The 12,489-nt window shown below is 62.1% G+C and carries 13 protein-coding genes; 1 reads left to right on the plus strand and 12 read right to left on the minus strand.

Annotated elements, in window-relative coordinates; translation table 11 throughout:
- Nucleotides 1–41 precede the first annotated feature (41 nt).
- From MOV61_RS06055 to MOV61_RS06090, 8 genes are all read right to left on the minus strand, one after another.
- Nucleotides 42–971, minus strand: coding sequence for a glutaminase (locus tag MOV61_RS06055; RefSeq protein WP_247135946.1), 930 nt, complete (start codon nucleotides 969–971; stop codon nucleotides 42–44).
- 39 nt (nucleotides 972–1,010) lie between these two features.
- A complete protein-coding gene (locus tag MOV61_RS06060) occupies nucleotides 1,011–1,523 on the minus strand; it encodes a MarR family winged helix-turn-helix transcriptional regulator (RefSeq protein WP_037080105.1) in 513 nt (170 codons plus the stop codon).
- Between the two features lie 2 nt (nucleotides 1,524–1,525).
- Entirely contained in the window at nucleotides 1,526–2,209 is a 684-nt protein-coding gene (locus tag MOV61_RS06065; protein ID WP_408962356.1) for an ABC transporter ATP-binding protein, read from the minus strand.
- Nucleotides 2,209–2,958 (minus strand): ABC transporter ATP-binding protein, encoded by a 750-nt coding sequence (locus tag MOV61_RS06070; protein WP_046637895.1) that lies wholly within the window; start codon nucleotides 2,956–2,958, stop codon nucleotides 2,209–2,211. The genes MOV61_RS06065 and MOV61_RS06070 overlap by 1 nt, the downstream gene beginning before the upstream one ends.
- Nucleotides 2,951–3,940, minus strand: coding sequence for a branched-chain amino acid ABC transporter permease (locus MOV61_RS06075; RefSeq protein WP_247135947.1), 990 nt, complete (start codon nucleotides 3,938–3,940; stop codon nucleotides 2,951–2,953). Before MOV61_RS06075 ends, MOV61_RS06070 begins: the two co-directional genes overlap by 8 nt.
- Nucleotides 3,933–4,856 carry a branched-chain amino acid ABC transporter permease gene (locus tag MOV61_RS06080; protein ID WP_210010247.1) on the minus strand — a complete coding sequence of 308 codons (924 nt, stop codon included), beginning with the start codon at nucleotides 4,854–4,856 and terminating at the stop codon, nucleotides 3,933–3,935. Before MOV61_RS06080 ends, MOV61_RS06075 begins: the two co-directional genes overlap by 8 nt.
- A 9-nt stretch (nucleotides 4,857–4,865) precedes the next feature.
- Nucleotides 4,866–6,002, minus strand: a complete 1,137-nt coding sequence (locus tag MOV61_RS06085) for an ABC transporter substrate-binding protein (RefSeq protein WP_247135948.1) — start codon at nucleotides 6,000–6,002, stop codon at nucleotides 4,866–4,868.
- 142 nt (nucleotides 6,003–6,144) lie between these two features.
- A complete protein-coding gene (locus tag MOV61_RS06090; RefSeq protein ID WP_247135949.1) occupies nucleotides 6,145–7,770 on the minus strand; it encodes an AMP-binding protein in 1,626 nt (541 codons plus the stop codon).
- A 164-nt stretch (nucleotides 7,771–7,934) separates the two neighbouring features.
- Here MOV61_RS06090 and MOV61_RS06095 point away from each other — a divergent pair, with 164 nt between their 5' ends.
- A complete protein-coding gene (locus MOV61_RS06095; protein WP_247135950.1) occupies nucleotides 7,935–8,798 on the plus strand; it encodes an alpha/beta hydrolase in 864 nt (287 codons plus the stop codon).
- Here MOV61_RS06095 and MOV61_RS06100 read toward each other — a convergent pair.
- Genes MOV61_RS06100 through MOV61_RS06115 form a run of 4 tightly spaced genes read right to left on the minus strand, consistent with a single transcriptional unit; the run spans nucleotide 8,795 to nucleotide 12,288 of the window.
- A complete protein-coding gene (locus MOV61_RS06100; protein WP_247135951.1) occupies nucleotides 8,795–9,316 on the minus strand; it encodes a winged helix DNA-binding protein in 522 nt (173 codons plus the stop codon). The two genes, MOV61_RS06095 and MOV61_RS06100, sit on opposite strands and share 4 nt — an antisense overlap.
- A 56-nt stretch (nucleotides 9,317–9,372) precedes the next feature.
- Nucleotides 9,373–10,353: a TRAP transporter substrate-binding protein gene (locus tag MOV61_RS06105; protein WP_408962357.1), complete on the minus strand. Its 981-nt coding sequence runs from the start codon at nucleotides 10,351–10,353 to the stop codon at nucleotides 9,373–9,375.
- A 31-nt stretch (nucleotides 10,354–10,384) separates the two neighbouring features.
- Nucleotides 10,385–11,701, minus strand: coding sequence for a TRAP transporter large permease (locus MOV61_RS06110; RefSeq protein WP_038547739.1), 1,317 nt, complete (start codon nucleotides 11,699–11,701; stop codon nucleotides 10,385–10,387).
- Between the two features lie 2 nt (nucleotides 11,702–11,703).
- Nucleotides 11,704–12,288: a TRAP transporter small permease gene (locus MOV61_RS06115; RefSeq protein ID WP_247135953.1), complete on the minus strand. Its 585-nt coding sequence runs from the start codon at nucleotides 12,286–12,288 to the stop codon at nucleotides 11,704–11,706.
- Nucleotides 12,289–12,489 lie beyond the last annotated feature (201 nt).

Genomic DNA, 12,489 nt, shown 5'->3' on the forward strand with positions numbered 1-12,489 from the left:
GCTGCCAGCAGACTGAAAGCCCGGCTCCGGCCGGGCTTTTTTTATTGGCCGAACACCGACCAGCCGGTTCGGGTGGCCAGCATTTCCAGCGCCAGCGAACCCAGCAGCGAATTGCCGTTGTGATTGAGGCCCGGCGACCAGACCGCGACGGAGGCCTTGCCAGGTGCTACCACCATGATGCCGCCGCCGACCCCGCTCTTGCCGGGCAGGCCGACACGGTAGGCGAAATCACCCGATCCATCATAATGGCCGCAGGTCAGCATCAGCGCATTGATGCGCCTCGCCCGCTGCTTCGAGACTACCGTGTGCCCGGTCAGCGGATTGCGGCCCGATGCGGCGAGGAAGAGGGCCGACTTGGCAAGCTGGGTGCAGGTCATCGCCAGCGCGCAGTGGTGGAAATAGACACCGAGGACATGTTCGACCGGATGATCGAGCTTGCCGAAGGAGCGCATGAAATTGGCGAGCGCGAAATTGCGGAAACCCGTCGCCTGCTCCGACTTCGCCACTTCCGGATCGATGGCGATCGAATCGTCATCTGCCAGGTAGCGCACAAAACGGACGATCTCGCCGATCGCCTCGCGCGGCGTGTGTCCGGCAAGGACGAGATCGCTGACGGCGATGGCGCCGGCATTGATGAACGGATTGCGCGGCTTGCCTTCCTCGTGCTCGAGCTGGACGATCGAATTGAAGGCGGAGCCGGAGGGCTCACGGCCGACACGGTTCCAGGTGGTCTCGCCATGTTTGCCGAGCGCGAGCGTCAGCGTGAAGACCTTTGAGACACTCTGGATCGAGAAGGGTTCGTCGCAATCGCCGGCCTTGAAGACCTGACCGTCGACATCGATGATCGCCATCCCGAATTTCTTCGGGTCGACATGGGCGAGCTGCGGGATGTAGTCGGCCACCTTGCCTTCCCCCAGACGCGGCGTCAGCTTCGCATGGATCTCATCGACGATCGCCTGCAGGTCTGCCATTTCCTAACCCCGAATTGTTGCGCCCGGAGACGAGCCTTACTATTCGAAGGCGCTGCCGGAAAGGTGGTTGCTGGCGGAAGCTTTCACCGCGCCGATCTCCGACCACAATGAGGCGATCATCGCCGGGTCGACATCGGCCATGATGTCGCGCAGCCAGCCTTCGTGAGCGGCGGCCATGGCGACAAAAAGCTCGGTACCGGCGGGCGTTAGCTTGGCGACGGTGACGCGGCGGTCGCCATCCGGCGTGACCCGCTGCACGAAACCGTCCGTCTCCAGCCGCTCCACCAGGCCGGTGACATTGCCGTTGGTGACCATGGTTCGCTTCGAGAGTTCCCCTAGTCTGAGGCCATCCGCTTCGCGATAGAGCTGCGCCATCAGATCGAACTGGGGAAGCGTAGCACCGAACTCGGTGCGGAGCCGGCGGCGGATTTCCGTGGTGATCAGCTTGGTGGTGGAAAGCATGCGCAGCCACAGCCGCGTCTCGGGCTTGTTCTTCCCATGCGGGCCATGGGCGATCAGTTCCAGGTCGGCGCTTGCCGCTTCCGCTTCCATGCCTATACCCCGAGATATCGATCCTGCAGTTCCGTCGTCAGGTCCGCGGGCCTGCCGCTCCAGGCGCTTCTTCCGTTTTCCAGGATGACGCAGCGGTCCGCAACCGGCAAAAGCTCCGAAAGCGTCTTATCCACCACGAGGATCGACAAACCTTCGGCTTTGAGCCGCCGGATAGCCTTCCAGATGTCCTGGCGGATGACCGGGGCAAGGCCTTCGGTCGCCTCGTCGAGAATGAGAAGCCGCGGGTTGGTCATCAGGGCGCGGCCGATCGCCAGCATCTGCTGTTCGCCGCCGGAGAGGGATCTTGCCATTTGCGTATGCCGCTCCTCAAGCCGGGGGAACAGTTCGTTGACGCGTTCCAGCGTCCATTGGCCGGGCCGGGCGGCAGCGACAAGGTTTTCATGAACCGTGAGATTCGGAAAACAACGGCGGCCTTCCGGCACCAGGCCGATGCCGAGCTTGGCGACATGATGCGGCCGCTTGCCCTTGGTATCCGTGCCGCCGATCTTCACGGCGCCTGATCGCGGCGGCGTGAGGTTGCAGATGGCGCGGATGGTTGTCGTCTTGCCCATGCCGTTACGGCCCATCAGGGCGACGGCCTCGCCTTCGGCGACTGCGAGGTCAACGCCGAACAATGCTTGGCTGGCGCCATAAAATGCTTCGATCTTTGTTACATCGAGCAGCATCAGGCGTGGTCTCCGAGATAGGCGGTGCGCACCGTAGGATCGCGGCGGATCTCCTCCACCGTGCCGGTCGCAATGATGCGGCCGTAGACGAGCACCGAAATCCGGTCGGCGAGTGCGAAAACCGCATCCATGTCGTGCTCGACCAGCAGGATCGGCGCTTCATGCCGCAGGGTATCCAGAAAGTGGGTCAGCGATTTCGAGCCTTCCGGCCCCATGCCGGCCATCGGCTCGTCGAGCAGGAAGGCTTTCGAGCCCAGCGCCAGCGCCATGGCGATTTCGAGCTGCCGGCGCTCGCCATGGGAAAGCTCGGCGGCGGGAATGCGGGCGCGGGCCGTGAGCCCGACGCGTTCCAGCATCGCCATTGCCGTGTCGATCAGCGACCTGTCGCGCATGACGGGCTTGAAAAAACGGAAACTCGAGCCCTGCTTTGCCTGGACCGCCAGCATGACATTGCGCAGGCCTGAGAAATCCGGCGCGATCGACGAGACCTGGAAGGTGCGGCCAAGCCCAAGGCGGGCGCGTTCGGCAACCCCAAATGAACCGATATCCTGCCCGGCAAAACGGATCGAGCCGCTATCCTGCCGGAGCGTGCCGCAGATCTGGTGGATGAGCGTCGACTTGCCGGCGCCGTTCGGGCCGATCAGGGCATGGATCTCACCGGGGCGCAGGTCGAGCGTCACACCATCGGTCGCCCGGAGCGCGCCGAAATTCTTGACGAGATTGGAGATCTGGAGAACCGGCTCAACCATGTTTGGCCTTTCCGGCAAGCAGGCCCAGAAGACCGCCGCGCGCAAACAGTACGACGACGAGGAGGATGAGGCCGAGGAAGAACTGCCAGCGCTCGGTGAGGCCGCCGAGCGCAAATTCGAAGACGACGTAGAGTGCCGCACCCGCGAGCGGCCCGGACAGCCGGCCGGTGCCGCCGAGGATGATCAGCACGATCAGTTCGCCCGACATGTGCCAGGAGAGCATGGACGGGCTGACGAAGCGGTTGAGATCGGCAAACAGCGCGCCTGCAAGGCCCGTGACCGCCGCCGAGATCGCAAAGCCGGTCAGCCGGATGCGGTAGGGCTGGATGCCGACGGTCGCGACACGCACCTCGTTCTGCCGCGCCGCCTGCAGCGCCGTGCCGAAACGCGAGGCGCGAATCAGCGCGAAGAGGCTGAGCGCCAGCAGCAGGACGACATAGCAGATCAGGAAGAAGGTCAGCGGCCGCATGGTGTTGACGCCCGGAAACTGGTTGCGGACGAGGAGCGACAGCCCGTCCTCGCCGCCATAGGCCGGCCAGGAGATCGCGAAATAATAGACCATCTGGGCAAAGGCGAGCGTGATCATGATGAAATAGACGCCCGAGGTACGAAGGCTGATCGCGCCGATCGCCAGGCCGACAAGGCCCGAGACGATCACGGCAACGATCCAGATCACCCACATCTGCTTGGAGCCGGAAAGGCCGAACAGCAGCGGATCGCCGGAAAAGGCGTGAGCCGCCAGAATGCCGGCGACATAACCGCCGATACCAAAGAAGGCCGCGTGGCCGAGCGAGACGAGACCGCCGAGGCCGAGCGCCAGATTGAGGCCGGTCGCGGCGAGCGCGAGGATGGCGATGCGGGTCGCCAGTGTGATGTAGAATGGCTGGCCTAGCGCGTTCGCCGCAAAGGGCACGGCGAGCAGCATTGCCGCCAGAACGAGGTTGATGAGGTTTTCGCGGGTCACCATCATGATCTCACGCATGCGCCGCGGGGAAGAGGCCGCGCGGTTTGACCGCAAGAATGACCGCCATGACGATATAGATCAGCATCGAGGCTGCCGCGCCGCCGATCATGCCCGCCTGCGCCGGGGCGACGAACAGCGCCAGGATCTTCGGCAACAGGAAACGTCCCATCGTATCGGTGACCCCAACCAGCAGCGCGCCGAGCAACGCGCCCTTGATCGAGCCGATGCCGCCGATGACGATGACCACGAAGGCGAGGATCAACACCGGCTCGCCCATGCCGACCTGCACCGACTGCAGCGCGCCGACCATGGCGCCCGCAAGACCAGCAAGCGCCGCGCCGAGCGCGAAGACGACGGTGTAGAGCGTGCGGATATCGACACCTAAAGCACCGATCATCTCGCGGTCGCTTTCGCCGGCGCGGATGCGCATGCCGAGGCGGGTCCGGGAGATCAGCAGATAGAGCCCGAACGCGACGATCGCGCCGGCGAGGATGATCGCCAGACGGTAGACCGGATATTCCGTGCCGCCCGGCAGCGCGACGGCGCCCTGCAGAAGCGGTGGGATATCGAGATAGAGCGGGAAGGAGCCGAACAGCCAGCGTGTGCCTTCCGAAAACATCAGGATCAGCGCGAAGGTGGCAAGCACCTGGTCGAGATGGTCGCGGTCGTAGAGCCTACGGATCACCACGAGTTCGACGATCGCCCCGGCGGCGGCGGCCGCGGCGAGGCTGGCGATCAATCCGATCCAGAACGAGCCGGTCCACGCCGCTACGGTGGCGCAGGCAAATGCGCCGACCATGTAGAGCGAGCCGTGAGCGAGGTTGATCAGGCCCATGACGCCGAAGATCAGCGTCAGCCCGGCAGCCATGAGAAACAACATGACGCCGAGCTGCAGGCCGTTGAGCAACTGCTCGAGAGCAAGTGCCAAAGTCACAGGCGGACCTTAGATCTTGCAGTCTTTGGCATAGGCATCGCCATGATCGGCGAAGATCTTCTCAACCGTCTTGTTGGTGATGACGCCGTTCTGCTTCACCACTTCCGTCAGGTAGATGTCCTGGATCGGATGCTGATTGGTGTTGAACTTGAATTTTCCACGCGGGGACTGGATGTCGGCCTTCTTCAGTTCGGCCCCGAAGGCATCGGCATTCTTGATGCTTGCCTTGGACGCGGCCGACAGGATGAGCTGGGCTGCGTCATAGGCCTGGACGGCATAGATGGACGGCAGGCGGTTATATTCCTTCTGGAAATCCGCCAGGAACTTCTTGCTTGCTGCGTTGTCGAAGTCCGGGGCCCACTGACCGGACGCCTTGGCGCCGATCGCCGCATCGCCGATTGCCGGCAAAACGTCCTGGCTGAAGGAGAAGCCCGGGCCCATGACCGGAATTTTGACGCCCGACTGGGCGAACTGCTTCATGAAGGCGATGCCCATGCCGCCGGGCAGGAAGACGAAGATGCCGTCGGCGCCGGAGGCGCGCATCTGGGCGATTTCGGCAGCATAGTCGGTCTGGCCGACCTGGGTGTAGACCTCGGCTGCGAGCTGACCCTTGTAATAACGCTTGAAACCGGTCAGCGAATCCTTGCCGGCCGGATAGTTCGGGGCGAGGATGAACATCTTCTTGTAGCCCTTGTTGGCATATTCGCCCATGGCTTCATGAAGGTTGTCGTTCTGGTAGGCGGCGTTGAAATAGAGCTTGTTGCAGTTGGCGCCGGCAAGCGCTGCAGGCGCCGCGTTGGTCGACACGTAGAACTTGCCCTGTGCCACCGCACTCGGGGCAACGGCCATCAGCAGGTTCGACCAGACGATGCCGGTCAGGATATCGACCTTGTCGCTCTGGATCATCTTGTCGGCGATCTGCACGGCCAGTTCCGGCTTCTGCGCATCGTCTTCGGTGACGACGGTGATGTCCTTGTTGCCGGCGTTCTTGATCGCCAGCATGAAACCGTCGCGCGTATCGATCCCGAGGCCGGCGCCACCACCCGAAAGCGTGGTGATCATGCCGATCTTCAGCGGCTCGGCGAAAGCCATGCCGGTGGTGCTCATGCTCAGCGCCAAAGTGGCAGCAGCAAGCATTTTCTTCATGTGACGAACTCCCGTTTGTTTTTGTGTTGTTCCCGATGCCTTCGACGGACTTGGACATCCGCCGGGTCTTCTTTGTCTTCCACATTTGCGTGGAAACTTCCACTCTACATGTCAGGCGAAATTCAACCGCCAATCGCCATGGTTAAGCCGAGGGCTTCTGCTTCAGGCGGAAGCGCTGGATCTTGCCGGATTCCGTCTTCGGCAGGGCCTCGGTGAACACGATCGAACGCGGATATTTGTAAGGCGCGATGACCGCCTTCACATGATCCTGCAGAAGCTTGACCATCAGTTCGCCTGGTTCGGCGCCCTTCGCCAGAACCACATGCGCCTCGACGATCGTGCCGCGCGCCTCGTCCGACACGCCGATCACGGCGCATTCGAGCACCGCCTCGTGCTTGAGGAGGGCCGCCTCGACCTCGGGACCGGCGATATTGTAGCCGGCCGAGACGATCATGTCGTCGGAGCGGGCGGCGAAGTGGAAATAACCGTCCTCGTCCTCGACGAAACTGTCGCCGGTCAGGTTCCAGCCGTCCTTGACGTAATCTTCCTGGCGGTCGTCGGCGAGGTAACGGCAACCGATCGGCCCCTTGACCGCCAGCTTCCCGATCGTGCCGCGCGGCACCTCGTTCATGTCGTCGTCGACAACGATCGCCTCGTAGCCGGTGAGCGGCTTGCCGGTGCTGGCCGGCTTTGAATCGCCGAGACGGTTGGAGATGAAGATATGCAGCATCTCGGTGGCACCGATGCCGTCGAGGATCGGCTTGCCGGTCTTCGCCACCCATTCGTCGAAAACGGGAGCTGGCAGGGTCTCACCGGCGGAAACGGCAATGCGCAGCGACGAGAGATCGGCGCCGGCATCCATTGCCGCCAGCATGGCGCGATAGGCGGTCGGCGCGGTGAAGCTGATCGTCGCTTTATAGGTCTCGATGATCTCGATCATCTTCGCGGGCGTGGCCTGCTCCAGAAGGGTCGCAGCCGCGCCGAAACGCAGCGGGAAGACCGCGAGGCCACCGAGCCCGAAGGTGAAGGCGAGCGGCGGCGAACCGACGAACACGTCGTCCGGCGTCACATCGAGCACTTCCTTGGCATAGGCGTCGGCGATGATCAGGATATCGCGGTGGAAATGCATGGTGGCCTTCGGCACGCCTGTGGAACCGGACGTGAAGCCGAGCAGGGCGACGTCGTCGCGGCCGGTCTTTACCGACTCGAAACGCACCGGCTTGTTCAGCGCCGCCCGATCGAGCTCGGCGTCATGATTGGCGGTGCCGTCGAAGCCGATCACCTGTTTCAGGAACCGGCTTTCCTTGGCGCAGGCGACCAGTTCGTCCATCAGCCGCGTATCGCAGAGCGCGATCGAAATTTCCGCCTTGTCGATGATCTTGGAAAGTTCGCCGGATCGCAGCATCGGCATCGTATTGACGACCACCGCGCCGGCCTTGGTCGCGGCCAGCCAGCAGGCGACCATGGCCGGGTTGTTGGCGGAACGGATCAGCACCCGGTTGCCGGGCTTCAGTCCGTAATCCTCGGTCAAGGCGCGAGCGATGCGGTTCGTCCAGTCGGACAATTCCTTGTAGGTGCGGCGGCGGCCGTTGCCGATGAGTGCGGTGTTGTCTCCGAAGCCGCGCTCGACCATGCGGTCGGTGAGTTCGACGCCCGCATTCATCCATTCCGGATAATCGAAGCCATCAAGCCTGATTTCCGGCCACTGATCCGGCGGCGGAAGATTGTCGCGGGCAAACGTATCCAGATGGCCTGACGGTCCCAGCATATTTTCGTTCCCAAGCGTTTTTTATATAGCGGCTTTTTGCCTTTCGCCCAGCAAAGCACTGCTTTCCCTCGGTTGCAAGAGAGAAAGTTTAAGTTTGTAATAATTTTCCTCCGACGCTTTTTGAAGCTGCGACGGGCTTCCAAGCGGGCTGATGCGGTGACAGTATGGCGTTCGAAATCAAGCGGATCGAAGGGAAAGTGAAGATGCGTCATCGGATCAGCGACTGGGACAATGCCTATGCGAACGGCATCAACATTCCCCAGGGCGACCGTTGGCCGGCAGCATGGGTGGAGCCGGCACGACTTTTTCGCGAGACGCTTTTCGCAGCGGGCCGCGCCAAGCTCGGTCTTTCCTATGGCGAAAGACCGCGCAACCGCTTCGACCTTTTCCTGCCCGAAACCGAACCGGCCGGCCTTGTGGTTTTTGTCCACGGCGGCTTCTGGATCGGCCTCGACAACAGTTATTGGTCGCAGTTTGCCAGGGGTTCGGTGGAGCGCGGATATGCCGTCGCCATGCCGATGTACACGCTGGCCCCGGAAGGCCGCATTTCCAGCATCACGGTGGAAATCGGCAAGGCGATCGAAGCTGCCGCAAAGGACGTGGCGGGACCGATCCGGCTGATCGGCCACTCGGCTGGCGGCCATCTGGTGACGCGGATGATTTCCGCCACCTCGCCGCTTCCGGAGGCGGTCCGCAGCCGTATCGCCAAGGTCGTTTCGCTGTCCGGCCTGCACGACCTGCGACCGCTTCTCAAGCTTACCTCGAATGCCAAGATGCGGATCGACGCGGAAGAAGCGCAGGCGGAAAGCCCGGCACTACTGGAGCCGTTTGCAGGTGCTCGGGTGACCTGCTGGGTGGGAGCGGGCGAGCGCGCCGAATTCATCCGCCAGAACGCGCTGCTTGCCAGCATCTGGAAAGGGCTGGGCGCCGAGACGGAGGCCACCGAGGAGCCGGACAAGCATCACTTCAACGTCCTCGACGGGATGGAAGATCCCGCCCATCCGCTGATGGATGCGCTGTTTTCCTAAAGCGAAGCCGCCGCGCGGGCGGCCTGGTCGTAATGGCCGGACAGCGCGCGCAGGCGGGCAGCCATCGCCGACAGGGTTTCTCCCGAAACCTCGGTGGCCAGCACCGATTTGACCAGCAACTCTTCGCGCACCGCCGCATAACGCCTGCAGGCTTCGGCGCCCGCCTCCGCCACCATGACCAGCTTTTCCTTGCCGCGGCGGCCGGATTTGATCAGCTTCAGGCGCTCGAGTTTCTTCAGCGCGTAGGTCACCACATGCGTGTCCTCGATGTTGAGGACCAGCGCGATATCGGCGAGCGTCTTTGCCTTGTTGCGGCTGTTGATGTTGTGCAGCACGAGGATATCGATCGGCGACAGATCCGGTACGCCGGCTGCCGACATGCAGCGCACCATCCAGCGGCTGAAGGCGTGGTTCAGCATGATCATGCCGAACTCGATTTCCGACAGCGCCGGCAATGCGCCGCTCGCCAGGTGCCCGGAGGATACGATCGGGCCGAATTCACTCTTTTCCGATACCATGATTTCTCCTCCCGGGACGAGCGCGCCGCAGACGGGTGCCTGCGGCGCCCCTCAAATCACATCTTCTTGTAGGCGTCCAGAATGGCGGCGCCATCAGCGCCGGCCTTCTTCGACCAGTCCTCGGTCAGCTTGGAGCCGACATCGGCCAGGCCCTTTTTCAGGTCGGCACTCGGTTCAAGAACCTTCATGCCGTTCTTCCTGAGGGTTTCCATGTAGGCGGCGGTCTTTTCGGCACCGAGCGCCCAGCCGCGAGCTTCGGCGGCAGCCGCGGCATCGGTGACGGCCTTCTGGACGGCCGGATCGAGTGCTGCGAAGGCGGCCTTGTTGACGAAGATGACGTTCTTCGGGATCCAGGCCTGGGTATCGTAATAGTGGTTCAGCGATTCCCAGATCTTGCTATCGACGCCGGTGGCGCTCGAGGTCATCAGGCCGTCGACGACGCCGGTTGCGAGAGCCTGCGGCAGTTCGGCCGCCTGGACCGTGACCGGCTGGGCGCCGACGAGATCGGCGATGCGCGACGTACCGACGTTATAGGCGCGCCATTTCAGACCCTTGAGATCCGTCGTGCTGTTAACATCCTTCTTGGTGAAGATGCCCTGGGGTGGCCATGGCGTTGCATAAAGGAGCTTGAGTCCCTGGGCGTCTAGCGCCTTTTCGACCGCCGGCTTCGAGGCGGCATAGAGCTTCTTCGATGCGTCGAAGCTGGTTGCCAGGAACGGCACGACGTCGATGCCGAAGACCGGATTTTCGTTCTCGTGCAGCGAGATCAGCACTTCGCCGGCCTGGGCCTGACCGGTCTGGACAGCCCGCTTGATATCCGGCGCCTTGAAGAGCGAAGCGTTCGGATGAACGGTGATTTTCAACTTGCCGCCGGAGGCCGTTTCGACGTCCTTGGCGAACTGCATCAGGTTCTCGACATGGTAGTTCGCCGGCGGATAGGCGGACGGCAGGACCCAGGCCGTCTGGGCGAGCGCCGCACCGGAGGCTGCCAGCAAGGCCGCCACTGCAATGCCCGGGCGAACCAGATTGGAGAGCAATTTCCTCATTTCAGTTCCCTTTTCTCTCTAGTTATCCCGGGAAAGCCATTTTCGGCAGAAACATCACGATATCCGGGAAGATCGTGAGGATGGCGACGGTCGCCAGAAGCAGGAAGAAGAATGGCAGTGCGGCGCGCGCAACCGTCAGGCTGTCGCGCCCGCTCATCGTCTGGAGGACGAAGAGGTTGAAGCCGACCGGTGGCGTGATCTGCGCCATCTCGACCATCAACACCAGGAAGATGCCGAACCAGATCAGGTCGAAACCGGCCTGCTGGATCATCGGCAGCACCACGACCGTGGTCAGCACGATCATGGACAGGCCGTCGATGGCGCAACCGAGCAGCACATACATAAGCGTCAGAACGGCAATCAGCGCATAGGGGCTAAGCTGGAAACTGTCGACCCATGCCGCAAGAGCGTTGGGAATGCCCGTATATCCCATGGCAATCGACATATAGCCGGCTCCTGTGAGGATCAGCATGACCATCGACGTCATGCGGGTGGCGCCCAACACGCTGTCGATGAAACTCCTCCAGGTAAGAGCCCTCTGCGATGCAGCGATGACGAGGGCGCCCAGGACGCCCCATGCCGCGCATTCGGTCGCCGTCGCCCATCCGAGCATCAGGGCAGAAAAAACCGTGAGAATCAGCAACGCCAGGGGGATGAGGTTCAACGTCTCCTTCAGCTTGGTCGGAAAAGACGTCTTCGGGGCAGGAGCGGGGCTCTTGTCCGGGTTCATCAGCGACCAAACGACGATCGCACCCATGTAAAGGATCATGACGATGACGGCCGGAATGAGACCCGCCATGAACATCTGGATGATCGAAACATTCGCTGCGACAGCATAGACGATCATTGGAATGGACGGCGGCACCAGAAAACCAAGCGTGCCCGCGCCGGCGAGCGATCCCAGGCTGATGTTTTCGTCGTAGCCCCGCTTCTTGAGTTCGGGCAAGGTGATTTTCGCCACCATTGCGGTCGTTGCTGCGGACGAGCCTGAGACCGCACCAAAAAGCCCGCAGCCAAGCACGTTGACGTGAACGAGACGTCCCGGCAGCCAATTCAGCCAAGGCGACAGGCCACGAAACATCTCATCCGAGAGCCGCGTCCTGTAGAGGATTTCTCCCATCCAGATGAACAGGGGCAAGGCTGCGAGGCTCCAGGATGCGCTGCCGCTCCAGGCATTGGTGGCCATGGCGGCGCCGATCTGGATGCCGGCCGGGGCGAACTGCATTGCGATGAAGCCGCATATCAGCAACGCGATGCCAATCCACACTCCGCCCATAAGGAGGATGAGCATCGCGCCGAGAATGAGACCTGAAATCTCCACCAGGAAAGTGGTATCCATCTTCAGACTCCACTTTCCATGACGCGCTCGATGATCTCTTCCTTGGTCTTCGGCACCGGCTTCTCGTAACGCGGCATACCACCGAACAGGAGGTGGAGAAGTTCGTCAACGAAGGCGACTTCCAGGATGACCAGACCAAGAGACATGCCGATCTGGGGAATCCAGAGCGGAACCGGAATGACCCCCTGCGAGACATCGTTGAATTTCCACGAGGTCAATGTCATGTCCACGGCATACCAAGCGAAATAACCGACAGCCAAAGTCGCAATAGCTGTACAGGCGATTTCAAGCGCCCGCCGCGGCGCACCGCCGATCCTGTCGATCAGCAACCCCATGCGGATGAGTTCGGCGGACCGGAAGGTATGAGCAAGCGGCAGAAAGGCCGTCGCTGCCATGCACCACGCGGTAAAGTCGTCACCAGCGGGAATATCGACGCCCAGCGGCCGGCCGGCCGACAGGGACAGCATGATTGCGAATGTCGCAACCAGAAATGCGCCTCCCAGATAACCAGCGGCGAGATACAGGCCGTCCAGCGCTCGTCGAAGGAATTCCGGAAGAATGCTGTGGCGGCGATCAACGGAGGACATGGATCGGCCTCCCGTAACAGGATATGAAAAACGGCATGGTCGGCTCCCCTCGGTTGCCGGTTATCCGGGTGTAGCTCTTGGTGGCTTCCTGCCCGTTCAGCGAGCATGATGCTTCAATGTGCATTTTCCTGTCAACTAATCATTGACGTTTTATCGACGAAATGTTTTCGTTATCGCCTATCGAGTTTGATTTGAGGGCGG

Origin of the sequence: Neorhizobium sp. BETTINA12A (genome assembly GCF_023006485.1) — a bacterium.
Taxonomy (GTDB): Bacteria; Pseudomonadota; Alphaproteobacteria; order Rhizobiales; family Rhizobiaceae; genus Neorhizobium.

Excerpts from the sequence above, each read along its gene's own strand:
- MOV61_RS06055 (WP_247135946.1), bottom strand. The coding sequence starts at position 971 with ATGGCAGACCTGCAGGCGATCGTCGATGAGATCCATGCGAAGCTGACG.
- MOV61_RS06060 (WP_037080105.1), bottom strand. The coding sequence starts at position 1,523 with ATGGAAGCGGAAGCGGCAAGCGCCGACCTGGAACTGATCGCCCATGGC.
- MOV61_RS06065 (WP_408962356.1), bottom strand. The coding sequence starts at position 2,209 with ATGCTGCTCGATGTAACAAAGATCGAAGCATTTTATGGCGCCAGCCAA.
- MOV61_RS06070 (WP_046637895.1), bottom strand. The coding sequence starts at position 2,958 with ATGGTTGAGCCGGTTCTCCAGATCTCCAATCTCGTCAAGAATTTCGGC.
- MOV61_RS06075 (WP_247135947.1), bottom strand. The coding sequence starts at position 3,940 with ATGCGTGAGATCATGATGGTGACCCGCGAAAACCTCATCAACCTCGTT.
- MOV61_RS06085 (WP_247135948.1), bottom strand. The coding sequence starts at position 6,002 with ATGAAGAAAATGCTTGCTGCTGCCACTTTGGCGCTGAGCATGAGCACC.
- MOV61_RS06090 (WP_247135949.1), bottom strand. The coding sequence starts at position 7,770 with ATGCTGGGACCGTCAGGCCATCTGGATACGTTTGCCCGCGACAATCTT.
- MOV61_RS06095 (WP_247135950.1), top strand. The coding sequence starts at position 7,935 with ATGGCGTTCGAAATCAAGCGGATCGAAGGGAAAGTGAAGATGCGTCAT.
- MOV61_RS06100 (WP_247135951.1), bottom strand. The coding sequence starts at position 9,316 with ATGGTATCGGAAAAGAGTGAATTCGGCCCGATCGTATCCTCCGGGCAC.
- MOV61_RS06110 (WP_038547739.1), bottom strand. The coding sequence starts at position 11,701 with ATGGATACCACTTTCCTGGTGGAGATTTCAGGTCTCATTCTCGGCGCG.
- MOV61_RS06115 (WP_247135953.1), bottom strand. The coding sequence starts at position 12,288 with ATGTCCTCCGTTGATCGCCGCCACAGCATTCTTCCGGAATTCCTTCGA.